The organism is Burkholderia sp. AW49-1, assembly GCF_053427845.1.
On sequence record NZ_JBSAXF010000010.1, the window covers coordinates 22254 to 47965 of the forward strand.

Annotated in this window: 26 protein-coding genes; 13 read left to right on the forward strand and 13 right to left on the reverse strand. The window is 68.3% G+C overall.

Translation table 11 applies throughout. From position 1 onward, the window contains the following. The first annotated feature begins 87 nt into the window (after window positions 1-87). The 3 genes from ACV22W_RS17145 to ACV22W_RS17155 all read left to right on the forward strand — a co-directional run bounded on the left by ACV22W_RS17145 (window position 88) and on the right by ACV22W_RS17155 (window position 3141). The gene (locus tag ACV22W_RS17145) at window positions 88-582 is read left to right on the forward strand and encodes a peptide-binding protein (protein ID WP_448020827.1); all 495 of its coding nucleotides are present in this window, start codon (window positions 88-90) and stop codon (window positions 580-582) included. Window positions 583-928: 346 nt separating this feature from the next. Beyond that, window positions 929-2005, forward strand: a complete 1077-nt coding sequence (locus tag ACV22W_RS17150) for a porin (RefSeq protein ID WP_448020650.1) — start codon at window positions 929-931, stop codon at window positions 2003-2005. A gap of 173 nt (window positions 2006-2178) precedes the next feature. Then, a complete protein-coding gene (locus tag ACV22W_RS17155; RefSeq protein ID WP_448020652.1) occupies window positions 2179-3141 on the forward strand; it encodes a LysR family transcriptional regulator in 963 nt (320 codons plus the stop codon). A 116-nt stretch (window positions 3142-3257) separates the two neighbouring features. Here ACV22W_RS17155 and ACV22W_RS17160 read toward each other — a convergent pair whose 3' ends face one another. Then, window positions 3258-4217: an NAD(P)H-dependent flavin oxidoreductase gene (locus ACV22W_RS17160; RefSeq protein WP_448014107.1), complete on the reverse strand. Its 960-nt coding sequence runs from the start codon at window positions 4215-4217 to the stop codon at window positions 3258-3260. Between the two features lie 279 nt (window positions 4218-4496). Between ACV22W_RS17160 and ACV22W_RS17165 the strand changes: the two genes are divergently transcribed. Next, window positions 4497-5393, forward strand: a complete 897-nt coding sequence (locus ACV22W_RS17165) for an alpha/beta fold hydrolase (RefSeq protein ID WP_448020654.1) — start codon at window positions 4497-4499, stop codon at window positions 5391-5393. A gap of 39 nt (window positions 5394-5432) precedes the next feature. On the opposite strand, the gene ACV22W_RS17170 is transcribed toward ACV22W_RS17165, so the two are convergent. After that, window positions 5433-5921: an Lrp/AsnC family transcriptional regulator gene (locus tag ACV22W_RS17170; protein WP_448020656.1), complete on the reverse strand. Its 489-nt coding sequence runs from the start codon at window positions 5919-5921 to the stop codon at window positions 5433-5435. Window positions 5922-6034: 113 nt separating this feature from the next. Here ACV22W_RS17170 and ACV22W_RS17175 point away from each other — a divergent pair, with 113 nt between their 5' ends. Next, window positions 6035-6937 carry a DMT family transporter gene (locus tag ACV22W_RS17175; protein ID WP_448020658.1) on the forward strand — a complete coding sequence of 301 codons (903 nt, stop codon included), beginning with the start codon at window positions 6035-6037 and terminating at the stop codon, window positions 6935-6937. Window positions 6938-7157: 220 nt separating this feature from the next. Here ACV22W_RS17175 and ACV22W_RS17180 read toward each other — a convergent pair whose 3' ends face one another. The 5 genes from ACV22W_RS17180 to ACV22W_RS17200 are packed head-to-tail and all read right to left on the reverse strand — an operon-like array spanning window position 7158 to window position 10235. Then, a complete protein-coding gene (locus ACV22W_RS17180) occupies window positions 7158-7364 on the reverse strand; it encodes a DUF1289 domain-containing protein (protein ID WP_448020659.1) in 207 nt (68 codons plus the stop codon). Further along, the gene (locus ACV22W_RS17185; RefSeq protein WP_059523903.1) at window positions 7361-7867 is read right to left on the reverse strand and encodes a YbaK/EbsC family protein; all 507 of its coding nucleotides are present in this window, start codon (window positions 7865-7867) and stop codon (window positions 7361-7363) included. Before ACV22W_RS17185 ends, ACV22W_RS17180 begins: the two co-directional genes overlap by 4 nt. A 22-nt stretch (window positions 7868-7889) precedes the next feature. Further along, a complete protein-coding gene (locus ACV22W_RS17190; protein ID WP_059523908.1) occupies window positions 7890-8822 on the reverse strand; it encodes a hydroxymethylglutaryl-CoA lyase in 933 nt (310 codons plus the stop codon). A 29-nt stretch (window positions 8823-8851) separates the two neighbouring features. Continuing rightward, the gene (locus tag ACV22W_RS17195; protein ID WP_448020661.1) at window positions 8852-9793 is read right to left on the reverse strand and encodes a 2-hydroxyacid dehydrogenase; all 942 of its coding nucleotides are present in this window, start codon (window positions 9791-9793) and stop codon (window positions 8852-8854) included. A 4-nt stretch (window positions 9794-9797) separates the two neighbouring features. Continuing rightward, window positions 9798-10235, reverse strand: a complete 438-nt coding sequence (locus ACV22W_RS17200) for a VOC family protein (protein WP_448020663.1) — start codon at window positions 10233-10235, stop codon at window positions 9798-9800. Between the two features lie 234 nt (window positions 10236-10469). Here ACV22W_RS17200 and ACV22W_RS17205 point away from each other — a divergent pair, with 234 nt between their 5' ends. Further along, entirely contained in the window at window positions 10470-11093 is a 624-nt protein-coding gene (locus ACV22W_RS17205; RefSeq protein WP_059523910.1) for an RBBP9/YdeN family alpha/beta hydrolase, read from the forward strand. Between the two features lie 45 nt (window positions 11094-11138). Here ACV22W_RS17205 and ACV22W_RS17210 read toward each other — a convergent pair whose 3' ends face one another. The 3 genes from ACV22W_RS17210 to ACV22W_RS17220 all read right to left on the reverse strand — a co-directional run bounded on the left by ACV22W_RS17210 (window position 11139) and on the right by ACV22W_RS17220 (window position 14675). After that, window positions 11139-13259 carry a phosphocholine-specific phospholipase C gene (locus ACV22W_RS17210; RefSeq protein WP_448020665.1) on the reverse strand — a complete coding sequence of 707 codons (2121 nt, stop codon included), beginning with the start codon at window positions 13257-13259 and terminating at the stop codon, window positions 11139-11141. 50 nt (window positions 13260-13309) lie between these two features. Then, the gene (locus ACV22W_RS17215) at window positions 13310-13594 is read right to left on the reverse strand and encodes a hypothetical protein (protein WP_448020667.1); all 285 of its coding nucleotides are present in this window, start codon (window positions 13592-13594) and stop codon (window positions 13310-13312) included. Window positions 13595-13754: 160 nt separating this feature from the next. Continuing rightward, entirely contained in the window at window positions 13755-14675 is a 921-nt protein-coding gene (locus ACV22W_RS17220; protein WP_223964891.1) for a LysR substrate-binding domain-containing protein, read from the reverse strand. 114 nt (window positions 14676-14789) lie between these two features. On the opposite strand from ACV22W_RS17220, the gene ACV22W_RS17225 reads away from it, so the two are divergent. Further along, the gene (locus ACV22W_RS17225; RefSeq protein ID WP_448020668.1) at window positions 14790-15428 is read left to right on the forward strand and encodes a glutathione S-transferase family protein; all 639 of its coding nucleotides are present in this window, start codon (window positions 14790-14792) and stop codon (window positions 15426-15428) included. A 97-nt stretch (window positions 15429-15525) separates the two neighbouring features. On the opposite strand, the gene ACV22W_RS17230 is transcribed toward ACV22W_RS17225, so the two are convergent. Continuing rightward, window positions 15526-16782, reverse strand: a complete 1257-nt coding sequence (locus tag ACV22W_RS17230) for an MFS transporter (RefSeq protein ID WP_448020670.1) — start codon at window positions 16780-16782, stop codon at window positions 15526-15528. Between the two features lie 108 nt (window positions 16783-16890). Between ACV22W_RS17230 and ACV22W_RS17235 the strand changes: the two genes are divergently transcribed. The 3 genes from ACV22W_RS17235 (at window position 16891) to ACV22W_RS17245 (ending at window position 18631) form a co-directional block, all read left to right on the forward strand. Next, on the forward strand, window positions 16891-17937 hold the full coding sequence (locus ACV22W_RS17235) for a LysR substrate-binding domain-containing protein (RefSeq protein ID WP_448020672.1): 1047 nt from the start codon (window positions 16891-16893) through the stop codon (window positions 17935-17937). A 104-nt stretch (window positions 17938-18041) separates the two neighbouring features. Further along, a complete protein-coding gene (locus tag ACV22W_RS17240; protein ID WP_059523921.1) occupies window positions 18042-18251 on the forward strand; it encodes a hypothetical protein in 210 nt (69 codons plus the stop codon). Continuing rightward, complete coding sequence (locus ACV22W_RS17245) at window positions 18251-18631, forward strand: type II toxin-antitoxin system VapC family toxin (RefSeq protein ID WP_448020674.1); 381 nt, start codon at window positions 18251-18253, stop codon at window positions 18629-18631. Before ACV22W_RS17240 ends, ACV22W_RS17245 begins: the two co-directional genes overlap by 1 nt. Window positions 18632-18684: 53 nt before the next feature. On the opposite strand, the gene dapA is transcribed toward ACV22W_RS17245, so the two are convergent. Continuing rightward, a complete protein-coding gene (gene dapA / locus ACV22W_RS17250; protein WP_448020676.1) occupies window positions 18685-19578 on the reverse strand; it encodes a 4-hydroxy-tetrahydrodipicolinate synthase in 894 nt (297 codons plus the stop codon). A 452-nt stretch (window positions 19579-20030) separates the two neighbouring features. On the opposite strand from dapA, the gene ACV22W_RS17255 reads away from it, so the two are divergent. Both ACV22W_RS17255 and ACV22W_RS17260 read left to right on the forward strand, forming a co-directional pair. Next, a complete protein-coding gene (locus tag ACV22W_RS17255) occupies window positions 20031-21050 on the forward strand; it encodes a sulfate ABC transporter substrate-binding protein (protein ID WP_448020677.1) in 1020 nt (339 codons plus the stop codon). Between the two features lie 156 nt (window positions 21051-21206). Further along, the gene (locus ACV22W_RS17260; RefSeq protein ID WP_448020679.1) at window positions 21207-22175 is read left to right on the forward strand and encodes an ion channel; all 969 of its coding nucleotides are present in this window, start codon (window positions 21207-21209) and stop codon (window positions 22173-22175) included. 74 nt (window positions 22176-22249) lie between these two features. Here ACV22W_RS17260 and ACV22W_RS17265 read toward each other — a convergent pair whose 3' ends face one another. Next, window positions 22250-22864 carry a glutathione S-transferase family protein gene (locus tag ACV22W_RS17265; protein ID WP_448020680.1) on the reverse strand — a complete coding sequence of 205 codons (615 nt, stop codon included), beginning with the start codon at window positions 22862-22864 and terminating at the stop codon, window positions 22250-22252. A 382-nt stretch (window positions 22865-23246) separates the two neighbouring features. On the opposite strand from ACV22W_RS17265, the gene ACV22W_RS17270 reads away from it, so the two are divergent. Continuing rightward, the gene (locus ACV22W_RS17270; protein WP_448020681.1) at window positions 23247-23804 is read left to right on the forward strand and encodes a sugar O-acetyltransferase; all 558 of its coding nucleotides are present in this window, start codon (window positions 23247-23249) and stop codon (window positions 23802-23804) included. Window positions 23805-25712: the final 1908 nt, after the last annotated feature.

The window sequence follows — 25712 nt, forward strand, 5'->3', positions numbered from 1 at the left end:
CACCGTTTCGGGCCGCTCATAAATTACTGCTGAAAGGCTCGCGTCGGCCGGAAACGACCGGCGGCGAGCGGAAACAGGCACTGAATGATGACGGAACGGGTGAAACTGAAGGTCGGACGATGGGTGGCAGGCGTGCTCGGCGCGCTGCTGATGCCGCTCGCGCTCGCGCAACCGCCGCACGGCGGTCCGGCGTTCGGCGGCGGTCACGGTTTTGGTCACGGATTCGGTGGCGGCGACATGCGCGCTTTTGGCCAGCCGGCCGGCAACGCGCCGGTGTGGCGCCGGGCGTTGCCGCCGGGCGGCGCGCGTGCCGGCGGCGTGAGCGGCGGCTCCCGCTGGGGGCTGCGGCCGACGCCGTCCTACGGCCATTACGCCGCGCAAAGCCCGTATCGTCCGATCAGCGCCGACTCCCGCCAGATGCCGCGCCCGCCGGGCGGCGGCAACGTGCCGCTGCGCGCCGGCTCCATCCGCGCCGACGTCGCGCGCTACAACGAGGAGCGCGGCGGCCGTCCGATGCCGCCCCCCCGCGCGCAGGAAGAACCGTCGCACTCGCCGTTTTTTTCCCCGTTCTACCGAAACTGAGCGCCCCGCGCGTTCCTCCCCCCGCCGGCCGTGATGCGAATTCGCCACAGTCGCGCGCATATTTCCGCTGATTTTCCCGTCGCATTGCGCTATCTTTCGCGCCCGGCACGCGCGCGCCCCGCGGCCGTCCCGTCGCGCGTCCGCCCCGCGCGGGGCCGTTGCGGCGCGCCTGGCCATGTGCCGATTCCGCGAAGTTAATGCTGCCGCTATACCCGCAATAAGTGTGCGCAATTTTGACCGGACGCATGATCCGTAAAGATGGCTGCGCCCCATACGACGCAAGCAATCGGCTCCAAAAAACAACGCTCGCGCCACTTATCGACATTCGACAAAACCTGGAGATCCCATGAAAGCATTCGCTCGCCGTGCGTCGCGCACGTCCGTCAAGCTGATCGCCGCGGCCGCCTGCGTGGCCGCAACCGCACCCGTCCACGCGCAGTCGAGCGTCTCGCTCTACGGTCAGGTCGACGAATGGATCGGCGCAACCAAGTTCCCCGGCGGCGATCGCGCATGGAACGTGTCGGGCGGCGGGATGTCGACGTCGTATTGGGGCCTGCACGGCGCCGAGGATCTCGGCAACGGCTACAAGGCGATCTTCACGCTGGAGAGCTTCTTCCGCGCGCAGAACGGCCAGTTCGGCCGCTTCCAGGGCGACACGTTCTTCGCGCGCAACGCATACGTCGGCGTCAGCTCGCCGTACGGCACGGTGACGGCAGGCCGCCTGACGACGCACTTGTTCCTGTCGACGATCCTGTTCAACCCGTTCTACGATTCGTACACCTTCTCGCCGATGGTGTACCACGTGTTCCTCGGCCTCGGCACGTTCCCGACCTATCCGAGCGACCAGGGCGCGGTCGGCGATTCGGGCTGGAACAACGCGCTGTCGTACACGTCGCCTTCGTTCGGCGGCCTGAATTTCGCGGCGATGTACGCGCTCGGCAACACGGCCGGCGACAACCGCTCGAAGAAGTGGAGTGCGCAGTTCAACTACGCGAACGGCCCGTTCGCGGCGACCGCCGTCTACCAGTACGTGAACTTCAACAACGGCCCGCAGGACCTGAGCTCGCTCGTGACCGGCATGAAGAGCCAGGGCATCGGGCTGGTCGGCGCGACCTACGACCTGAAGTACGTGAAGCTGTTCGGCCAGTACATGTATACGAAGAACGACCAGGTCGCCGGCAGCTGGCACGTGAACACCGCGCAGGGCGGCGTGTCGGTGCCGCTCGGTGTCGGCAACGCGATGGCGTCGTATGCGTACTCGCGCGACGGCGGCGGCCTCGACCAGACGCGCCAGACCTGGGCCGTCGGCTACGACTATCCGTTGTCCAAGCGCACGGACGTCTACGCGGCCTACATGAACGACCACATCAGCGGCCTGTCGAGCGGCAACACGTTCGGCGCGGGCATCCGCGCGAAGTTCTGACGACTCGTTCGCCGGACGCGCACACGCAGCGCGCGTCCCGCCTGCCGGTCTTCCGCCCCCGAAACGGCGCCGCTTCCCGCGGCGCCGTTTTGCCTTTGTTGACCTTCTTGTTTCCTTGCCTTTGTTACCCTATCCCGTAATTGCATGATTCCCAGGAATTACGAGCTAGTTCGATGGATACCCTCGTCAGCATGAATGTGTTTCGCTACGTCGTCGAAGTGGGCAGCTTCGTCGGCGCGGCCGAGCGCATGCAGATGTCGGCCGCGATGGCGAGCAAGCACGTGATGCATCTCGAGCAGCAGCTCGGCGCACGGCTGCTGCACCGCACGACACGACGTGTCGCGCCGACCGAGGCGGGACGTGAATACTATGAGCGCCTCGTGCAGGCGCTGTCGGAACTCGACGAAGCCGGACAGGCGGTCGGCGCCGCGAGTGTCGTGCCGCAGGGCCGCCTGCGCGTGACGTCGCTGTCCGCGTTCGGATTGCGGCACGTGATGCAGGCCGTCACCGATTATGCGGGCCGGTTCCCGGACGTGACCGTCGACATGACGCTGTCCGATCGCGTGGTCGACCTGATCGAGGAAGGCTACGACGTCGCGGTGCGCGCGGCGCCGAACGGGCTGAAATCGTCGTCGCTGGTCGCGCGGCAGATCGCGACCGCGCACATCCTGCTGGTCGCGTCGCCCGAGTATCTCGACAAGCACGGCACGCCTCAGACGATTGCCGATCTCGCGCATCACAATTACCTGCGCCGCGATTCGAATTCGACGATGCTCGATTCGCTGGTGATCGACGCGGCCGCCGCGTCGCGCGTGAACCTGAACGGCAACCTGATCGTGAACCATCTCGAGGGGCTGCGCGCGGCGGTGCTCGCCGGCGCGGGCATCGCGCTGCTCGGCACCGAGGTGATCGGCGACGACATCGAATCCGGTCGCCTCGTGCCGGTGCTGCTCGACTCGGTGCCGCCGCACGAGGCGCCGATCTACGCGGTGTATGCGAGCCGCCGCCACGTATCCGCGAAGGTGCGCTCGTTCGTCGACTTCCTCGCCGCACGTTTCGAAGGTCAGTCGCTGTGCCCGTCGATCGAGTCGCGCCTGCGCGTGCTGCCGATCACGCGGATCAAGCGCACGGGCTGACCGGCGTCGGCCGCCTGCGGGCGGACATGAAAAAAGCGCGAGCCGTTGCGGTTCGCGCTTTTTTTGTTTTTGCCCGACGTCATGTGCGGCGGTGGCGGCGCAACCCGCCGCCCGCGTCAGCGGGCGATGCCGAGCCGTGCCTTCGCGTCGTCGTACTCGCGCTTCAGCCGCTCGACGAGCGCGCCGACGCTCGGCAGGTCGTCCATCAGGCCGACGCCCTGGCCGGCACCCCAGATGTCCTTCCACGCCTTCGCCTTGTCGCCGCCGAAATTCATCTTCGACTTGTCCGATTCCGGCAGCGCGTCCGGATCGAGGCCGGCCTTCTCGATGCTCTCGCGAATGTAGTTGCCGTGCACGCCGGTGAAGAGGTTCGTGTAAATGATGTCGGACGATTTCGCATTGACGATCGCGCGCTTGTAGTCCTCGGCCGCGTGCGCTTCCTGCGTCGCGATGAAGCGCGTGCCCATGTACGCGAGGTCGGCGCCCATCGCCTGCGCGGCGAGGATCGAGCCGCCGTTCGCGATCGAGCCCGACAGCACGATCGGACCGTCGAACATCTTGCGCACTTCGCCGACGAGCGCGAACGGCGACGTCGTGCCCGCGTGGCCGCCTGCGCCGGCCGCGACGAGGATCAGCCCGTCGACGCCCGCTTCGAGCGCCTTCTGTGCGTGGCGCAGGTTGATCACGTCGTGCAGCACGATGCCGCCGTAGCTGTGCACCGCGTCGACGATCTCGCGCGCCGGCGCGCGCAGGCTCGTGATGAAGATCGGCACCTTGTGGTCGACGCACACGCGCACGTCATGCTCGAGCCGTACGTTCGACTGGTGGACGATCTGGTTGACCGCGATCGGGCCGATCACCGCGTCCGGGTGCTTCGCCTTGTGGTCGGCGAGCTCGGACTGGATCTGCGTGAGCCACTCGTCGAGCAGTTCCGCCGGACGGGCGTTGAGCGCGGGAAATGATCCGACGATACCCGCCTTGCACTGCGCGAGCACGAGTTCGGGGTAGCTGACGATGAACATCGGCGACGCGATGACGGGCAGCGTCAGGTTCTGCAGGACGGCGGGCAATGCCATGTGATGTCTCCAGTCTCGAGGGGCGGCCGGATGCGGCGCGGTCGCGCCGATGCCGGCATCAATGCTTGGCGGTCGAACGCTGCTTCGAGTGTAGCGGTGCAGCGATGCGCTGATATTAATACGAACGGTCGTGCGATTCTACGCGAGCTTAGCAAACGGCGCGGCATCGCGGCAATCGAGTGAGTGTTCTCTTTCTACGCATTCGGGCATCTGCCGCGCGCAGCAGCCGGCCGGGCGCTCCTACAATAGCCGCCATAACAAACCAATGAGAAACAAACCATGTCGTTTGAGGCGTTTGCACCGTTTCGCGTGACGGTGCAGGACACCGACATCTTCGGTGTCAAAGGAGGCGCAGGGCCGCCGCTTCTGTTGCTGCACGGCCATCCGCAGACCCACATGATCTGGCATCGCGTCGCCGCGACGCTGGCGAATCACTTCACGGTGATCGCGACCGACCTGCGCGGCTACGGCGCGTCGGGCAAGCCGCCGAGCGACGCGCGGCATGCGCCGTATTCGAAACGCGCGATGGCAGCCGACCAGGTCGCCGTGATGCGGCATTTCGGCTTCGAGCAATTCCACGTCTGCGCGCACGATCGCGGCGCGCGCGTCGCGCACCGGCTCGCGCTCGATCATCCGTCGGCCGTCGAACGGATGATGCTGCTCGACATCGCGCCGACGCTCGCGATGTACGAACAGACCGACCGCGCGTTCGCGACCGCGTATTTCCACTGGTTCTTCCTGATCCAGCCTGCGCCGCTGCCCGAAACGCTGATCGAAGGCCGCACCGATGCGTACATCGAGCGCGTGATGGGCAACCGGTCGGCCGGGCTCGCGCCGTTCGCGCCGGAGGCGCTCGCCGCGTATCGCGCCGCGCTCGCGCAGCCGGGCGCGGTGCATGCGATGTGCGAGGACTACCGCGCGTCGGCGACGATCGATCTCGAGCACGATCGCGCGGATCTCGAGCGCGGCAACAAGGTCGCGTGTCCGCTGCGCGTGCTGTGGGGCGAAAACGGAATCGTCGGGCGCTGCTTCGATCCGCTCGACGAATGGCGGCGTGTCGCGCGCGACGTCAGCGGCCGCGCGCTCGCTTGCGGGCACTACATTCCGGAGGAAGCGCCCGTTGCGCTGATCGACGAGTTGCTCGCGTTCTTCGAGGCGCGCGACGCGGCCGCCTGAGCGGGGTCGGCTAGCGCGGTGCTTGCCGGGTGGCGACGATCAGCGGCGATCGTCGTCGTCGACGAGCGGTGGCAGGCGGCGCGGCACCGGTGTCGATTTCACGATCGCCGTGCTCGTTTCCGCGCGCTCCGTCACCTTCGACAGGATGTCGTCGAGGTGCTCGATCGTGCGCAGATAGAGCCGGCAGATAAAGCAGTCCTCACCGGTCACCTTGTCGCATTCGACGAACTCCGGAATCCGCCGCAACACTTCCTCGACGAGATGCAGCTGCCCCGGCAGCGGCTTCACTCGCACGATCGCCTGCAGCGTGTAGCCGAGCGAGCGCGGGTCGAGCTCGACGGTGAAACCCGCGATCACGCCCTGCGCTTCGAGCCGTCGCACGCGGTCGGCGGTCGCGGGCGCCGACAGCCCGATCTGGCGCGCCAGTTCGCTGGTGGCGATGCGCGCATCCTCGGCGAGCGCCGCGAGGATCGCGCGGTCGGTCGCGTCCAGCGACGCGACGGCGGGCGGGGAAAGGCGTTTCGACATGATCGCTTTGCTTTCGAAGGTAAATCGATGGTTTCGCTTCAGTTTAGTCGTGGATGGAAGGAAAGCAAGTTCCTAGAATCGAAGTCATCCCCTCTCGTCAAACGGAGTCCATGATGGCCTCGAACGAAATCCGCCGCGGTGCCGCCGAGATGGTCGTCGCGATGATGATGTCCGGCACGATCGGCTGGCTCGTGATGTCGTCGCAGCAACCGCTCACCAACGTCGTGTTCTTCCGCTGCCTGTTCGGCGCCGCGACCCTCGCGATCGTCTGCGCGGTGCTCGGCTTCCTGCGCCGCGCGCTGTTCTCGCCGCGCATGCTCGCGCTCGCGACGCTCGGCAGCGTCGCGATCGTCGCGAACTGGCTGCTGCTGTTCGCCGCGTATTCGCGCGCGTCGATCTCGATGGCGACCGCCGTCTACAACACGCAGCCGTTCATGCTCGTCGCGCTCGGCGCGATCGTGTTCCGCGAACGGATCAGCGCGTCGACGATCGCGTGGCTCGCGCTCGCCTTCATCGGGCTCGTGTGCGTGGTGCGCGTCGAGCCGGCCGTGCTCGCGGTGCCCGGCGAATATCTCGAAGGCGTCGCGTTGTCGCTCGGCGCGGCGTTCCTGTACGCGGTGTCGTCGATCGTCACGAAGCACCTGAAGGGCACGCCGCCGCACCTGCTCGCGCTGCTGCAGGCCGGCCTCGGCATCGTGCTGCTCGCGCCGTTCGCGCACTTCGACACGTTGCCCGCGACGGCCGCGCAGTGGGGCGATCTCGCCGTGCTCGGCGTCGTGAACACCGGCGTGATGTATGTGCTGCTGTACGGTGCGATCCAGAAGCTGCCGGTCGCGATGACGGGCGCGCTGTCGTTCGTCTATCCGGTCGTCGCAATCATCGTCGATCGCGTCGCGTTCGGGCAGACGCTCGCGTGGACGCAGGTGCTCGGCGCGCTGCTGATCCTGCTCGCGGCGGCCGGCGTGAATCTCGGCTGGCGCATCGTGCCCGTGCGTCGCGCGGCGGTCGGCAACTGAAACGGTCGTGCGATTCGGCTTGCCGCTACGGCAGGTTGCCGACACCTGCAGGCGCCACGTTCGGGAACGAAGGTTGCGCGCGAAAAACGCTGTAAGAAGTTGTAGGGAAACACCCGATGCGACGCTGCAGCGTCGCTCGTATGATGCGGGCTGTGACGTTGATCACGTTCACAGGATTCCGATCTCATGCCGTTCGCCAAGCAGGCCGAACGGCATTTTTTTATGCGCCGCTCCGCGCGAGCAGGCGCCGCCGCGCGTCGAGCCGTGCGAGCAACGCGCGCCTCGCGTCGTCGTCCGACGCGCGCCAACCCTTGATCTCGTCGCGCGTGCGCAGGCAGCCTGCGCACCAGTCGGTGCGCGGATCGATTCTGCATACGTCGGTGCACGGCGACGCGACCGTGCCGACCGATACCGGTGCGTCGCTCATGCGTCGTTGCGCAGCGCGACGTCGGCGACCGGCGCGCCGGTCAGCGACACGAGTTCCTGCGGCGACAGGTTGAACACCGCGTGCGGATGGCCGGCGGCCGCCCACAGGCTGTCGAGTTCGAGCAGGTCGGCGTCGATCAGCGTGACCGGTTCGACGAGATGGCCGATCGGGCAGACGCCGCCGATCGCATAGCCGGTGTTGTCGCGCACGAACTTCGCATCGGCGCGGCCGACCGCGCCAACCTGCGCGGCGACCTTCTTCTCGTCGACGCGGTTCGCGCCGCTCGCGACGACGAGCACCGGCAGGCCGTCCGATTCGCGGCGAAACAGGATCGACTTGGCGATCTGCGCGACCTCGCAGCCGAGCCCGGCCGCGGCTTCGGCGGAAGTCTTGCCGGTTTCGGCGAGCATCACGATCCCTTTCGCGTGCCCGCGTTCGCGCAGCAGCAGCGCGACGCGTCGCGCGGAGTCGGGGAGAGAGTCGAATGAAGCGGGTGTCGTCATGGAGAATCCGTGAGTGTCGGGGTCAGACGCAGCTCGGCGTGTCGGCCGCGCTCTGCGCCTTGGCGAGCAGCGCGCGACCGGCGCGCGACACGTTCGCGCGGCCGATCGCGTTGGAGATGAAGTCGCCGGCGGCGACCACTTGCGCGAGGTCGATGCCGGTGTCGATGCCGAGGCCCTGCATCAGGTACAGCACGTCCTCGGTCGCGACGTTGCCGGTCGCGCCCTTCGCATACGGGCAGCCGCCGAGGCCGGCGACCGACGCGTGAAAGATCTCGATCCCTTCGAACAGCGCCGCGTAGATGTTCGCGAGCGCCTGGCCGTAGGTGTCGTGGAAGTGGCCCGACAGCCGCTCGCGCGGAAACACCCGCGTGACGGCCGACAGCACTTCGCGCGTGCGCTTCGGCGTGCCGACGCCGATCGTGTCGGCGATGTCGATCTCGTCGCAGCCGAGCGCGGCGAAGCGTTCGACGACGTCGACGACCGAGGCGACCGGCACCTCGCCCTGGTACGGGCAGCCGAGCGTGCACGATACGCTGCCGCGCAGCCGCAGGCCGGCATCCTTCGCGGCCTTCGCGACCGGCTCGAAGCGCGCGATGCTCTCCGCGATACTGCAGTTGATGTTCCGTTGCGAGAACGCCTCGCTCGCCGCGCCGAAGATCACGACTTCGTCGGCGCGCGCGGCGAGCGCGTTCTCGAAGCCCTTCAGGTTCGGCGTGAGCACCGAATACACGGTGCCCGCGCGACGCTCGATGCCGGCCATCACGTCGGCGCCGTCGGCCATCTGCGGCACCCATTTCGGCGACACGAACGACGCGGCCTCGATATTGCGGAAGCCGGCGCGCGACAGCCGGTCGACGAGCGCGATCTTCACGTCGGTCGGCACGAAGGTCTTTTCGTTCTGCAGCCCGTCGCGCGGGCCGACTTCGACGATCTTGACGGCGGTGGGGAACGTCATGGTTGTCTCCAGTTTCGTATAGGCGGAATTCAGTAGCCGCGCGCGTAGTCGACGATGCCGCCGACGCGCTCGCCGCGCTCGAGCGCGCGGATCTTGCCGGCGATCTGCTCGACGGCTTCGTCGCGCAGCGTCTCGGCCGAGCTGTGCGGCGTGATCGTGATGCGCGGCGCGTGCCAGAACGGGTGATCGACGGGAAGCGGCTCGTGCTGGAACACGTCGAGCGTCGCGGCGGCGATCCGTCCGCTCGCGAGCGCGTCGAGCAGGTCCGCTTCGACGAGATGCGCGCCGCGTGCGACGTTCACCAGGTACGCGCCCGGCGCCAGCCCGGCGAAGGTCCGTGCCGACAGGATTCCGTCGGTATCGCGTGTGCTGGGCAGCAGGTTCACGAGCACCTTCGCGCCGTCGATGCACGCGTCGAACGCGCCGTCGCCCGCGAAGGTCTCGACACCGTCGAGCCGTTTCGGGCTGCGGCTGTACCCGCGCACCGGCAGGCCGAGCGCCGCGAGCGCCTGCGCGACCTGCGCGCCGAGCACGCCGAGACCGAGCACCGCGACGGTGAAGCTCGCGCGCGGATGCGGCTCGAGCACCTGCCAGCGGCGCTCTCGCTGCAGCGCGTCGTATTCGTCGAAGCGGCGCAGGTAGCGCAGCACCGCGTGCGTCACGTATTCGATCATCTGCCGCGCCATGCCCGAGTCCTCGAGGCGCACCAGCGGCACGTCGCGCGGCAGCGTGCCGGGATGCGCGCGGTCGAGCGCGAGCAGCGCGTCGACGCCCGCGCCCAGATTGAAGATCGCGCGCAGGCCGTCGCGCGGCGCGAACAGCTCGCGCGGCGCGCGCCACACGAGCGCGTAGTCGGCGGCGCCCGTGTCGCCCGGCTGCCACGCGCGCAGCTCGGCCTCGGGCAGCGCCCGCGCGATCGCGTCGCGCCAGGCGTCGGCTTCCTGATGCGGCGAGTAGAACAGGATCTTCATGCGCCTACTTCGCGAACAGCTGGCCGATGTCGGCGAACGCCTTGAACTCCAGCGCGTTGCCGCACGGATCGAGGAAGAACATCGTCGCCTGCTCGCCGACCTCGCCCTTGAAGCGGATATGCGGCTCGATCACGAAGCGCGTGTGCGCGGCCTTGAGCTTGTCGGCGAGCGCATGCCATTCATCCATCGACAGCACGACGCCGAAATGGCGCACGGGCACGTCGTCGCCGTCGACCGGGTTCACCGCGCTCTGGCCCGTTTCGTCCGGCGCGAGGTGCGCGACGAGCTGGTGCCCGAAGAAATCGAAGTCGACCCAGTGTTCCGAGCTGCGGCCCTCGGGGCAGCCGAGCAGGCCGCCGTAGAACGCGCGCGCGCTGGCGAGGCTCGACACGGGAAAGGCGAGATGGAACGGGCGCAGCGCGCCGGCGGGCGTAGCGGACATCGGGCGTCTCCTGTCGATCGGAACCGGCGCGGCGGCGCCCGGTTCCGATCCGATGCAAGGCAAGCGGGAAGCCCACATTCTACGGTTTCGTGGCGCGTTGCGCCGCCGCGAGGCGGCCGGCCCGTGCCGCGCGGCCGTCCCGCGCAAAAGCAAAGCACAAAATATTGGTTCGGCCGCCGCGCGCGGCACGCCACAATCGAATCCCGTCTTCAAGCAAAGCAAGCGAGGGCAATCATGCGCGCATGCAGCAAATCGGCGTGGCCGCCGCGGCTCGTGACCGTTCCGGGCCTGCACGGCAGCGAAGGCGCCCACTGGCAGACCTGGCTGGAGCGGCAGTTCCCGCGTTCGCTGCGGGTCGAACAGGCCGATTGGGATGCCCCGGATCTCGCGCGCTGGGCGCAGTCCGTACGCGCGCTGCTCGACCGCGAGCGCGGCCCGTTCGTGCTGGCCGCGCACAGCTTCGGCTGCCTCGCGGCCGCGCATGCGCTCGCGCAATGGCCGCCAACGGCCGACGTCGCGGGCGTGCTGTTCGTCGCGCCGGCCAGTCCGAAGAAATTCACCTTTGCCGGGCCGTTCGACGCGCGCCGGCTCGCGGTGCCGTCGATCGTGATCGGCAGCGAGACCGATCCATGGATGCCGCTCGCCGATGCACGCACGCTCGCGCGGCGGCTCGGCAGCGCATTCGTCAATCTCGGCGACGCGGGACACATCAACACCGCGGCCGGCTTCGGGCCGTGGCCGCGCGCGAAGTACTTCATCGACACATTGGTGCACTGCGCGGCGCCGCTGCGCTTTCGCGACGCGGACGACGGCTTCGACGCCGCGCTCGTCGACCGCGCGCTCGCGCACGCGATCTGACACTCACGCGCACGCCCGGGGTCGCGCAGCGCCGTGCCGCCGCGCTTACGACGCGGAAACGGGTCGCACCGCGGCCGGATCCGAGTAGCTCGGCCGGCCGTTCTCGACGTGGCCTGCGAAGCGGCGCGAGAACGTGCCGTTCGCGCCGTCGCTCACCGTCACGTCGTACCAGTGATGGCTCGGCGCGAGCGCCCATTGCTCGACGTGTTCGTCGCCGCCGTGCAGCGTCACCTGGCGCGCGGGCGTGCCGTATGCGTTGTCGGCCAGCGTCAGCGTCACGTGGCCCGCGCCATGGTTGCGCAGCTTCAGGTACAGGTTGCCGTTCGCGATGTCGTAGCCGGCCTTCACTTCCGGCTGCGCATGGTTGCGGCGGCGCGCCGTCGCGGCCGACACGTTGCCCGCGAACATCCGCACGAAGCCGTTCGGCCCGTACACCGAGAACGCATACGCGCCGTTCGTCTCCGTCAGGTCGAAGTCCGCGTGCAGCACGCGGCGCGCACCGACCGTGTAGCGCCACGGGCCGTCGGTGCGGTTCGTCGCATACACCTGAAAGTGCGCGCCCTGGTTGCCGCGGTTCGCGAACTCGATGCGCAGCGTGTTGCCGCCGTAGAGGCTCGCGTTCACGTGCAGTTCGTACGGCAGCGCGCGCGCGGGCCGCACGCCGGGTTCCTGCGGATCGATCGGCGACGGCGTCGCGGGCACGGTCGGCGCGGGTTGCGACGTGCATTGCTGGTCGGCGATCGAGCGGTACTGGCTCGTGTCGGGCAGCGTCGGGAACGACGCGTCGGACGAACGGAAGTCGAACGCGGCGGTGAGGTCGCCACAGACGGTCCGGCGCCACGGCGTGATGTTCGGTTCGTCGACGCCGAAGCGCTCGCCGATGAAGCGGATCACCGACGTGTGGTCGAACACCTGCGAGCACACGAAGCCGCCTTTCGACCACGGCGACACGACCGTCATCGGCACGCGCGGCCCGAGGCCGTACGGCAGGCCGTCGGCCGTGTAGCTGCCGCCGCGGCCGGGATTCACGACCGTGTGCAGCTCGCCGTCGGTGGTCACGGTCGATGCGCCCTGCGCGGCCGACGTCGGCGGTTGCGGCGGCACGACGTGATCGAAGAAGCCGTCGTTCTCGTCGTACATGATGAACAGCACGGTCTTCGCCCATACGTCCGGATTGGCCGTGAGCGCGTCGAGGATCTGCGACGTGTAGTTCGCGCCGTATGCCGGCGTGTATTTCGGATGTTCGGAGAACACCGCGGGCGGCAGCAGCCACGACACCTGCGGCAGGCGGTCGTTGATCACGTCGTCCTTCAGGTTGTCGAGCGTGCGCACCGTCTGCGCGCGCTGGTACAGCGACGAGCCCGGCTTCGCGTTGATGAAGTTCGTGAAGTTCTGCAGGATGTTCGTGCCGTAGTTGCCGTTGTACGGATCGGCCCACGTGAGCCCCTGCTGGTAGATCTGCCACGACACGCCGCGCGCCTCGAGCCGTTCGGGGAAGGTCGTCCACGACAGCAGCTGGTACGCGGGCGGCAGGTCGCCGTCGACGTAGTCGGCGTTGTCGAGCAGCGGGCCGCCGAACTTGCCGGTCGGGTCGATCGTGCCCGTCATCAGGTATGAGCGGTTCGGGTGCGTCGGCCCCGGCAGCGAGCAGAAGTAGTTGTCGCACACGGTGAACGCATCGGCGAGCGCGTAGTGGAACGGGATGTCCTCGCGCACGTGATAGCCCATCGTCATGTCGGTCTTGTTCGCGGGCCACTGGTCGTAGCGGCCGCCGTCGATCGCCGCGTGGGTCTTCGCCCACGAGTGGTCGAGCGCGCCGAGGCACTGCGCGCTGGTCGTCTTCGTGTCGAGCCGGAACGGCAGCACGGGCTTCGCCGGATCTTCCTTCGAAGGCTGGTACCACACCGGCTTGCCGTTCGGCAGCGGGATCGGGAAGCGGTCGTTGTAGCCGCGCACGCCGCGCAGGTGTCCGAAGTAATGGTCGAACGAACGGTTCTCCTGCATGAACACGACAATGTGCTCGACATCGCGGATCGTGCCGGTGCCGCGCGCGGCCGGAATCGCGAGCGCGCGGCGGATCGATTCGGGGAACGCGTTGAGCGCGACGGCCGCGCCCGCGGATTGTGCGACGGTATGCAGGAAGCGGCGGCGGCTGGATGACGTCATGTTATTTCACCTCGGTTCTGCGATCGGGGACGGGGGTGGCAACGGCGGGATCAGTGCGCCGACGATGCGGCGACGCCGGGCGCGCCCGCGTTCGTCGCGGGCTTCGTGTCGTCGTCATCGTCGGGCGCGTAATGGACGACGGGCGGCGCGAGCGGTGCGGCTTCGGACGCAGCGGCGCTCGCGCCCGCGTCGCTGTTGAACGCGCTCGCGGAGCCGGGCGATGCGCCGGCCTGTTGGGAGGCGTCGGCCGCGTGCGCGTCGTGCGGCGCGTCGTCGCTGCAGGCGGCGGTGACGGTGGCGGCACATAGAACGACGACGAGGGCAACGCGACGCATGACTTCTCTCCTGTGAGGCGGATCGGGAAACGTTTTCGAGTATGCCGGTGTGATGCGACGATTCGGTGAATCGTTTGCGACCGGAGCATGATCGCGAAATGCTTTCGTCGAACCGACTAAATGCTTTCGCGCGCTTCGCCGCGCAGGCGGGCGCCGTGTGTCAGCGGCGCGGCGTCCGGCGCCGCACTTCGCTGCGCAGCCAGTCGAGCCACGTACGGATCGCCGCTTCGCGCGGATGATCGGGGCGCCACACCACGTAGTGCGCATACACGTCGGTCACGCGCACCGTCGACACGCGCACGAGCGTGCCGGCCGCGAGTTCGGGTTCGATCAGCGAGCGGCGCGCGAGCGCGACGCCGCGTCCTTTCAGCGTCGCGTCGATCAATGCGTTCGCGTCGGTGAAGCGCGGCGCGCGGGCGGATTCGGTCAGGTCGAGCCGCGCGGCCTGGAACCACGGTTCCCAAGGCTGCGCGGGATGGCGCAGCAGCGTCGCGCGCACGAGATCGGCCGGCGCGCGCGGCGCGATGCCGTCGCGATTGCGGTACGCGGGGCTCGCGACCGGGAACACCGTCTCGTTCATCAGCTTCTCGGCGACGACGCCCGGCCAGCTGCCGGGCCCGTAGCGCAGCGCGACGTCGATGCGGTCGCGCTTGCGCAGCGGCGCGAGCGCCGCGTCCGGATGCAGCACGATCGCGATGTGCGGATGCGCGGCCGCGAAGCGCGGCAGGCGTGGCACGAGCCAGCGCTCGGCGACGCTCGGCAGCACGCTCACGTTCAGCGTGACGTCGCAGGTACGCGGGCGGCTGCGCGCGGCGAGCGCCGGCTCGAATGCGCGTTCGAGCACACTCAGGCCCTGGCGCACTTGCAGCACGAGCGCATGCGCGGCATGTGTCGGCGTCGCGCCGCTGCGCTCGCGCGTGAACAGCGGATGGCCGAGCTGCGCTTCGAGCGCGCGAATGTGCTGGCTGACCGCGCCCTGCGTGAGCGCGAGTTCGTCGGCCGCGCGCGTGAAGCTCTGCAGCCGCACGGCGGCTTCGAACGCACGCAACGTCTGCAGCGGGGGAAGGTGAATGCGTCGCATCGCGCATTAGTATCACTAATGCCCGAGCACGACAATTCATCGTTTGCGGCGGCGGTCCATGCGTTCCTACACTCGGTGCCGTCTTTTAACAGGTGCCCACCGGGCAACGCCATCATGAACGCCTATCGTCTCTATCTTTCTCCGGGCGCATGTTCGCTCGCCGCTCACATCGCGCTCGAGGAAACCGGCGTGCCGTTCGACATCGAGATCGTGTCCGTGCGCGAGCAGCAGAACCTCGATGCGCGTTATCTCGCGATCAACCCGAAGGCGCGCGTGCCCGTGCTCGCGATTCCGGGCGAGCCGCACGTGCTGACCGAAACGCCCGCGATCCTCACGTATCTCGCGCGCCGTCATCCGGACGCGCGGTTGCTGCCGCTCGACGATCCGCTGCGCGAGGCGCGCTGTCACGAATGGCTCGCCTGGCTGGTCGGCTGGGTGCATGGCGTCGGCTACGGCACGCTGTGGCGGCCGGGGCGCTTCATCGGCGATCCGGCGCTGCACGGTGCGGTCAGCGCGCACGGGCGTGACGTGATCGATGCGGCGAACGCCACGATCGAAGCCGCGCTCGCCGACGGACGCACATGGGCCGAGCCGGGCGGCCATTCGATCGTCGATCCGTTCCTGCTGGTGCTGTATCGCTGGGGCGTCGCGATCGGGCTCGACATGGCGCGGCATCCCGCGTGGACCGCGCACGCGCAGCGCGAGGCCGAGCGGCCGGCCGCGCGGCGTGCGCTGGCGCGCGAGGCGGCATGACGGTGGGCGGACGTCGTGGCATGCACGGGATGGGCCGCGTGCATGTGCCGCAAGCGGGACGGCGTCCGCACGTGCCGCGCGCTGGAGATCGTGGTCGTTACCGCGCGAACAGCGGCCAGGTCGCAGCCGCGATCAGCGCGGCCGCGAGCCAGACCACGCTCCACGAACTGACGGCGAGCAGCGGCGGAATCGCGAGCGGCGTCGCGAACAGCCCGAGATAGACGATCGTGTTCGCCATCCCGAGCGCGGTGCCAGCGTGGTTCGCGCCCGCGAGCGTCGCGAGTTCGGTATACGCGACGCCGTGCCACGCCGACACGCAGATGCCGGCGAACACGAGGATCGCGACGATCGCGGCGAGCGGCACGTGCGGGCTGCCGGCGGTGGCGGCCGCGAGCAGCGCGAACGAGCCGGCCGCGACGCACACCGACCCGCGCAGGTACGCCCGCCGGTTGCCGTGCCGGTCGGTATGGCGGCCGCTCCATACGCGCATCACCATCGCGCCGAGCTGCAGCGCGACCATCGCCGCGCTGATGCCGGCCAGGCCGAGCCGGCCGAAATCGTGCAGGAACACGGTCGCGAACGTGAGCACCGCGAACTGCGGCGCACACAGCGCGCCGATGCCGAGCACGATGCGCCACACGCGGCCGCTCGCAAGCGGGCTGCGCGCGGGCGCGGCCGGCGGTTGCTGCGCGACGGGGCGGTGCGCGCCGGCCGGCGCCTCGGGCGGTTCGTGCAGCCAGCGCCACGTCAGCGCGGCCGATCCGGCGCACAGCAGCATCAACGCGCCGTACACCGCGGCGAAGCCCGCATGCGACGCGAGCGACGGCAGCAGCGCCGCGCCGACGCCGCCGCCGAGCGGCACGGCCGTCTGGCGGATGCTCATCGCGAGCCCGCGTTCGCGCTCGCCGAACCAGCGCATCACCGCGCGTCCGCTCGATCCGTTCACGCTGCCGCCGAGCAGGCCGACGCAGCACATCGCCGCGACGACCCGCATGAGCGGCGGCACCGCGTGCGCGGTTGGGACGATCGCGGCCACCATCAGCGCAAGCATCGCGGCCGTCGCGACGAGGCCCGTGAGGAGCACGCGACGATCGCCGAAGCGGTCGGCGGCGATCCCCCACGGCAACTCCGACAGCGCGACGCCGAAGCCGAGCGCGCCGAGCACGAGGCCGAGCGCGCCGTTGTCGAGGTGATAGGCCGAGCGCATCCACACGGCGGTGGTCGGAATGCCGGCCGCGGCCGCGGAAAAGCTCATGTTCGCGGCGACGCCGGCCGCGAGCACGCGCCAGCGATGGGCCGGGCTGCGCGAGGCGTGCGCGGGCGAGGACGGGGAAGCGAGGCAGGAGGTATCCATGGCGACAGGGCCCGTTCGGGAAATTGACATCGTCAGTGTGGCGACCTACATTCATCCTGAAAATCGGAAAGTATTTGATGAATCGTTCGATAAAACGGGATGATTGAAATGTCCGGACAAGACAATGCCCACGGCGCGGCGGCGCTCGCGGCACCCGACGCCACGCTGGCCCGGCCGAACTTCGACGTCGCGGCGTTGCGCAGCCTGGTGGCGGGCGTGGATCTCGGCAGCTTCGCGAAGGCCGCCGATCGCGTCGCGCGTTCGTCGTCGGCGGTGAGCGCGCAGATCCGCAAGCTCGAGGAACAGGCCGGCACGCCGTTGTTCGTGAAGGCCGGGCGCGGGCTCGCGCTGACCGACGCCGGCGACGCGATGCTGCGCTATGCGCGGCGGATGATCGAGCTGAACGACGAAGCGGCCGCGGCGGTGCGCGGCGTGAATCTCGACGGCTGGGTGCGGGTCGGCCTGCAGGAGGACTTCGGCGAAGCGATCCTGCCCGACGTGCTCGGGCGTTTCGCGCGGGCGCATCCGAAGGTGAGGATCGAGGCGCGCGTCGCCCGCAATGCCGAGTTGCTCGAGCGGCTGGACGCGAACCAGCTCGATCTCGCGCTCGTGTGGGGCGACCCGGCGTCGGCGACGCTGGTGTCGCGCGCGGGCATCGACAGCGACGCGATCGCGCAGGTGCCGATGCAGTGGATCGCGGCGGTCGGCGCGAGCGGCTTCGGGATGCAGGACGGCGACGGGCCGGCGGACGCGGCCGACGACGACGGCGCGCGTCTTCGTGCGATGCGCGCGTCGGGCGAGCCGCTGCCGCTCGTCGTGTTCGACCGGCCGTGCCGCTTCTTCGGCGCGGCGACCGATGCGCTCGATCGCGCGGACGTGCCGTGGCGCGTCGCGTTCACGACGCCGAGCCTGGCCGGGCTGTGGGCCGCGGCGGCGGCCGGCCTCGGGTTGACGGTGCGCTCGCACTACGGGCTGCCCGCGTCGGTGCGCGTGCTCGACGCGGCGGCGTCCGGGCTGCCGGCGCTGCCGAGCTTGCCGCTGATGCTGCTGCGGCGTACGTCGTCGGCGACGCCGACCGTCGAGCGGCTCGCGCGGATCGTCACGCAGGCGGTGCGGGACGCGACGGCGGGGGAGGGGGTGGCGCTTGCGGCGTGACGAAACCTTTCGTGGCAGCGCGTCGGCGTCCCTCTGCTGATCGGCCGAATGGAACGATCGGGTGAACCCGACTACAGTGATGGACACCTGTACCGGAGGTCATCATGCAAAACGCGAAGCTGCCTAATGGATTTTCGATCGCCTCGTCCCAACTGGGCGACGTATCGAGCCCGGCTGACGGAATTCCCGTCGATCCCGTCGAATCGGCGAAGCTGCCGGTGCGATTCGGCGTCCTGCAAGGTCAGGCCTGGATCGCGAACGACTTCGATGCACCGCTGCCGGATTATCTGCTGGACGCATTCGAGGGACGCTGATGCGCTTGTTGCTCGATACGCACATCTTTCTATGGATCGTGACCAATGACCCGAAACTGAGCACGCGGGCGCGCAAACTGATTTCCGCAGCCGACGAGCGCTTCGTCAGCAGTGCGAGCATCTGGGAGGCCGCCATCAAGGCGGGCCTCGGGAAGCTCGACATCGACGTGGGGCGATTGATCGGCTCGATCGGCACGAGCGGGGTGCGCGAACTGCCGGTTCGTGCCGTGCACGGGGCCGCAGTGCTTGATTTGCCGCACCATCATCGCGACCCGTTCGATCGCTTGCTCGTCGCGCAGGCTCGGCATGAACCGCTGAAACTCGTGACGGCCGACGCCCAGCTTGCACGCTACGGCCTGTCGGTGGTTCTGACTGTTTGAAACAATTCGGGTGCAGAACTCGTTGGTTGCCGAGCCGCGCAGCGCGTCGCTGCCTATGCAACGGCAATGTCCGGCTCGATCTCGTCGAGTGCAGCAAGCGTTGCTGCCAGCCTCTCCCGCAACCCCTCGCTCGCCGGCACGAACGGCAATCTCAGGCCGTCCTCGCACCACCCCTGCGCAGCCAGCACCGCCTTCACCGGCGCCGGATTCGGCTCCGCGAACAGGGCCGCGACGAGCGGCTGCAGCGCGACCGACAGTCGTCGCGCGTCGGCGAGCCGGCCGTCGCGCAGCAGCGCGTGAATGCGCACATGCCATTCGGGCAGCACGTGCGCACTGCTGGCGATCGCGCCGTGCGCGCCGGCACATAGCGCGGCGAAGTTCTGGTTGTCGTCGCCGGAGAGGATCGCGAGCGGCGTGTCGTGCACGAGCCGGCTCATCCGGTCGAGCGTCCCGCCGCACTCCTTGATGCCGGCGACGCGCGGATCGCGCGCGAGCGCCTGCAGCGTTTCCAGTTCGACGTTCACGCCGGTGCGGTACGGGATGTTGTAGACGAGGGCCGGCAGGTCGGCCGCATCGACGATCGTTTCGACGTGGCGGCGGATTCCGTCCTGCGTCGGCCGAACGTAGACGGGCGGCGTGACGAGCAGCCCGTCGGGTCGCAGCGCGGCGAGTTCGCGTGCACGGGCGGCCGCGAAGTGCGTCGCGCTCGCGGTGAGCCCGACGACGATCGGCAGGCCGGGCGCGGCATCGCGCAGCGTCGCGAACACGGCGTCCTGTTCGCGCGCGTCGAGCAGCACGCCTTCACCGGTCGTCGCGCCCGCGACGAAACCCGCGATGCCCGCCGCCGCATAGCGACGCGCGAGCCGCGCGAGCGCACCGTGGTCGACCTCGCCGTCGTGGAACGGCGTGATGATCGGCAGCAAGATACCTTCGAAACGTGTGTGCATGAAAAGCCTCAAAGTGGAAACGGAGTGGGAAGGAACCGTTCCGCCGGCGGTGTGCCGGAGCGAGGCATGCGAGCAAGGAGAAAGAAACGACCTGCGTGCATCCCGTCCGGCATTCGCCTGACGGGACGCGACGTCCCCGTCAGTCGAGGAGTCGTTTTTTCAGTTTCAGCCCGGCCGCGCGCGCACCCGCCGCGATGGCGGCAAGGATCGAGGGCGAGCGCAGGGCAGCGGACATGGATGAACCGTGAAAAGGGCTGAGCGGCGATCTTAACATCGGATCCGGCGCGTACGCGAGCGACGCGCGCCGTTTAGCAGGATTCGAGATTTGCTTTGCACGACAGATTGGAAAGCGCGCGGCGTCCGGCCGCTAGAATGCCCGCTTACGTTTCGATGACGGCGCGTACGCGTGCCGTCACGCACATTCACCACCACTGGAAACGGGGCATATCACGATGGCAAGCATCAACGGGATCGGCCGCTGGCTGCATACGGGCGCCGCGGCGGCGCTGGTCGTCGCGGCAACGGCCGCGCAAGCGGACACGTCGATCCTGAACGTGTCGTACGACGTGACGCGCGAGCTGTACAAGGACATCAACACGAGCTTCGCCGCCGCGTACAAGCAGCAGACAGGCGAAACCGTGACGATCAAGCAGTCGCACGGCGCGTCGAGCGCGCAGGCGCTGTCGGTGCTGCAGGGGCTGCAGGCCGACGTCGTGACGATGAACCAGCCGAACGATATCGACCTGCTCGCCGAGCGCGGCGAGCTGCTGCCGAAGGACTGGCGCGCGCGCTTCCCCGACAGCAGCTCGCCGTACTCGACGACGATGGTGTTCCTCGTGCGCAAGGGCAATCCGAAGGCGATCAAGGACTGGAGCGATCTCGCAAAGCCTGGCGTGCAGGTGATCATCGCGAACCCGAAGACGTCGGGCAACGGCCGTTACGCGTATCTCGCCGCGTGGGGCTACCAGAAGCAGAAGGGTGCGACCGACCAGCAGGCGCTCGACTTCGAGAAGGCGGTGTTCCGCAACGTCCCGGTGCTGGACTCGGGTGGCCGCGGCGCGACGACGACCTTCACGCAGCGCGGCATCGGCGACGTGCTCGTCACGTTCGAGAACGAGGTCGCGCTGATGAACACGGGCGCGTCGGGGGCGGAATTCGACGCCGTGTACCCGTCGGCGAGCATCCTCGCGGAGCCGCCCGTCGCCGTCGTCGACAAGGTCGTCGACAAGAAGGGCACGCGCAAGGTCGCGCAGGCGTATCTCGACTACCTGTACACGCCGCAGGCGCAGGAGATCATCGCGCGGCACCACCTGCGCCCGCGCGACGCGAGCGTGCTGAAGAAGCATGCGGCCGAGTTCAAGCCGCTGAAGACGTTCAGTGTCGAGCAGGTTTTCGGCAGTTGGGCGAACGCGCAGAAGACCCACTTCGCCGACGGCGGCACGTTCGACCGCGTGATCGTCGACCGCAAGTAAGCACGCCGCACGCCGCGCGCGTGCCGGCGGGACGACCACGAGACCGGCCGCCCATGCGGCCGTTTTTTTGCGCCTCGCGCGGAAAGCCCGCTCCGCATTCCCGGCCGCCGCCTTCGCGTGCTACGCTCATCGCCTCCCTGCTTCAGGCCTCGCGCGATGAACGTCGATCCGTCCTCCCCAGCTTCCCGCGGCCGCGGCCGCAAGATCTGGTCGGGCACCCGCCCCGTGGTTGCATACGGGATGCCGCCGCTCGGCTGGCGCGACCTCTATCACCGTGCGCTGACGGTGAGTTGGCCCGTATTCTTCCTGTCGCTCGCGGTGCTGTTCCTGCTGCTCAACGGCGGCTTCGCGACGCTTTACCTGCTCGGCCAAGCGCCGATCGCGAACCAGTCGCCGGCCGGGTTCGTCGGCGCGTTCTTCTTCAGTGTCGAGACGCTCGCGACGGTCGGCTACGGCGACATGCATCCGCAGACCGTCTATGCGCACCTCGTCTCGACCTTCGAGATCTTCATCGGGATGTCGGGCATCGCGCTGGCGACCGGCCTCGTGTTCGCGCGCTTCTCGCGGCCGCAGGCGAAGATCCTGTTCGCGCGTTACGCGATCGTGCGCCCGCTGAACGGGCAGATGACACTGATGGTGCGGGCCGCGAATGCGCGCCAGAACGTGATCGCCGAAGCGCAGGCGAAACTGCGGCTGATGCGCGTCGAAGGCACGCACGAGGGTTATACGCTGCGCAAGATCCACGACCTGCCGCTCGTGCGCAGCGAGCATCCGATCTTCCTGCTTGGCTGGAACCTGATGCACGTGATCGACGAAACGAGCCCGCTGTTCGGCGAGACCGCCGAGTCGCTCGCCGCGCACGACGCGTCGCTGCTGATCACGATCGAAGGTTCCGACGAGACGACCGCGCAGGTCATGCAGGCGCGCTACTCATGGGCGCATGCGGAGATCCGCTGGCGTCACCGCTATGTCGACCTGATGCACGATGAAGGCGGCATCACGCACATCGACTACACGCACTTTCACGAAATCGTGCCGGTCGATGCCGATACGGACGAGCGCGGCTCGCCGGGTGTGGTGGTCGGGGACGACGCGGCGACGCAGGCACCCGGGCCGGCTGCATGACGTCGATGACAGGTGCGAGCCGACGCCGGCATTCGGTCGCGGCAGCCGCGTCCGAATGCCGTGCCGTGCACGCGTCATGCATGCAGCAGACGCGCCGCTTCCCGCTGTTCGACCGCGAGCGCGCGGCGATGGCCGTCGCGATCCTCGGCGCGCGCGACATAGTCGCCGAGCACGCCTTCGTGCGGCAGCAGGTGCGCGTCGAACGCGATCTTCAGCGTGCTGGCGAGCAGCAGGTCGGCCGCGGTGAAGTGATCGCCGACGAGCCAGCGGCTGTGGGCGAGCGTTTGCGCGAGCGCACGCTGCACGCGCGTGATGTTGCCCCAGCCGAAGGCGACCGGATTGCCCGACGCACCGGTGAATTTCTCGGCCATCGCGGGTTCGAGGCAGGAAGGCGTGAAGAACATCCATTGCAGGAAGCGGCCGCGCAGCGGATCGTCCGGCGCGATGCCGAGCCCGGCGCCCGGGCAGCGATCGGCGAGATAGAGCAGCACGGCGCCGGATTCGGCGAACGGTTCGCCGCCGTCGTCGAGCGCGGGCAGCTTGGCCATCGGATTGACCTGGACGAACGCGTCGCTGCCCTGTTCGTGCGAATGCAGGTCGATCGGCACGAGCTCGTAGACGGCGCCGATTTCCTCCAGCATCCACAGCGCCCGGAATGCCCGGGTCTTCGGCCAGTAGTAGAGCTTCATCGCGCCTCCGCGTATCGGTGTGCGTGTCGGTTCGGTGGATGCTCAAGCGTACCCGAGCGGGAGGGGTTCGGACAGGGGCGAAAGGTGGAAGCGGGTAACGAATTTCCCGCTAAGCCCAATGATGCCGAAGTTCATGAAATAACTAGTTATTGGTTAACTAGTTATGAGTTGATGCGCGGACGCCCGGCCGATGCAGCAGTATCAGTGGCGGGTCGCGCGAGCCCGGACGACGTTCGTCGACGGCGCGCGAAACACGAAAACCGGGTCACTCCACGCGGGGCGACCGAGGGATTGAATTCAGGCCAGGCGATCGCATTCGGCGAGTCAGGTGCTGCGTGATGCGCAGCGTAGCGGTGCGATCGCGCACGGAGAACAGCAACGAATGGCGAACGACGATCGCACCACGATCATTCCGCGACGCACGCCGGAATCGGCCGCGATGCGCGCGGAGCTCAAGCGGACGATGGCGATCACCGCGCGGCTCAACCGTCTGACCTTCGACGATACGGACGAAGTCCGGTCATTGTTCGGAGAACTGATCGGCAAGCCGTTGGACGACGGCTTCCTGCTGATCCCGCCGTTCTACGCAACGGGTGGCGCCGATACGCGGATCGGCCGCAACGTGTTCGTCAACCAGAACTGCACGTTCTACGACCTCGGTGGCCTCGACATCGGCGACGACGTGATGATCGGCCCGAACGTCAGTCTCATCACGTCGGGCCATCCGGTCGAGGCGTCCCGCCGACGCGACGCCGTCGTCGCCCGGCCGATCGCGATCGGCCGCAACGTATGGATCGGCGCGGGCGCGACGATCATCGGCGGCGTGACGGTTGGCGAGAACGCGGTTGTCGGCGCGGGTTCCGTCGTGACGCGCGACGTTCCGCCGAATACGCTGGTCGGCGGAAACCCGGCGCGGATCATCCGTTCGATTGCCGAATGACGGCGCTTGCGGGGGCGGCCCGCTGCGCAGCGAATGTGGACAACCGGCCGCGCCGTTCACTCGAAATGCTGTGGATTCAACCGGTGAGCATGCACCCGGAGGTCGAATTTGCGGGGCTTTCCGGCATGTGACGCCGATCGCTGGCAGGGGCAGGAGCCGACGTTGCCGATACGGCGGCGGAAAATGTTCGCGCCGGGCCGGTTGTGGATATCCCGGCCTCGAAACCACTCGGCATGCTGTGCATTTCACCGGTGAGTGCGACGTCGTGCGACCGGATGCGCGAGGCAGGGTGTGGACAACCGGGCTCCCGACGACGAAAAAAGCTGTGCCCTCGAACGGTGAGCGCCGTCGACCGATTGCGCGTGAGGCTTGCCTGGTGCGGACTTCCGGGCGTCGCGCGAAATCCGGAACGCCGCGCATTCTAACGGCGCGTGCGGATCGGCGACAGGTTCGCACGCGTATCGCGGTGTGGATATCCTGCCGCGGGATTCACTCGAAGCGCTGTGTATTTCAAGGGTGAGCGTCGGCGCCCGGTCGAACCGGGTGTCGGCTTGCGCGCCCGTTCGCGATCGTCGATCGCGGCTTCGAGGGTCGCGCATTCTAACCGCACTCGCGATCGCGCGTTTCATTCGAGTATGTGTCGCGATGTGGATATCCGGTCGCCGAAACCAGTCGACGTGCTGTGTATTTCAGCGGTGAGCGGGGGCGCGTGCGGCTCGGCCGTGTCGGTGCGAGTTCCGACCGACGGGCCTCGGCGGGGTTGCGGGCGCGGCTGTTCACGCCTGAATCGGCGACTGCGCGCGATATCGTGCCGACGCTCACCGTTGAATTTCACAGCGTTTCGAGTGGTCGTCGGTCGGGCTATCCACACCCGGGTCGGCGTCCTTGCTCGATCGCCATCCTGCCTCTCACCATCGGAATTCACAGCGTTTCGAGTCGTCGTGGATCGCGCTGTTCGCACCGGGGCCGGCGCGCTCTTTCGATCGAGGACCATCTCTCACTGTCGAATTTCACAGCGTTTCGATTCGTCGCGAATTGGGCTGTCCACACCTGAATCGGCATCCTCGTTCGGTCGCGCGCCTCCGCTCACCATCGAAATTCACAGGGTTTTTAGTGTCTGGTGGTGGCGATATCCACACGCGGACCTGCGCCGCGTTCAACTGCGCGCCGGCATGTTCCGATGAACGCCAAAGCCGCGCCAGTGCTCGCGCAGGGACGCCCATCCGCGCAGAAGCCGGCACCCGACGCGAGCCCGCCGCGCACACGCTTGCATTGCCGTGACGACCGGACCGCCGCTCCCCAGCAGCGCGGGCGCGGGCAGCGGTGTGGATATCGCACCGCCGAATCGACTCGCAAATCTGTGCATCCGACAGGTGAGAGCGAACGTCCTCGCGGCCGGGCGGGAATCCGGCGGTGTGGATATCTCGCGCCGGCATCGACTCGTCGCGCTGTGAATTTCAACGGTGAACGTCGGCATCCGCTCGAACCGCGGAGCGATCGAGGTGTGGACATCCGGCCTTCGACGCGACTCGAAACCCTGTGCAATCGACCGGTGAGCGCGCCCAGCCGCTTAGCCCGCGGCCCCCGGCATTGTGGACATCCCGCATCCGCGACCAATCCGAACGCTGTGCATCCGACGGGTGAGGACGCGCCCGTTCCGCCGCGCGAACCCTTGCCGCACGGCCCGCGAGCGCCCACCGCCGGGCCCGCGGGCCGCCTCCCTCATGCCCCCGCGTTTTCGACGCAACCGCTTCGCCCACGCCGATTCGCATCCGGAAGCCGTCCGTCTCCCAGCGCGAAAACTCTCTCAATTCCCGGCCAAAACCTGCGCAGTTTTTCTCACTCCGGCGTCGCCCGAGCAAGATGAGAAAAAACTTTCTCGCCTTCCCGCGAAAAAATAGAGCCATC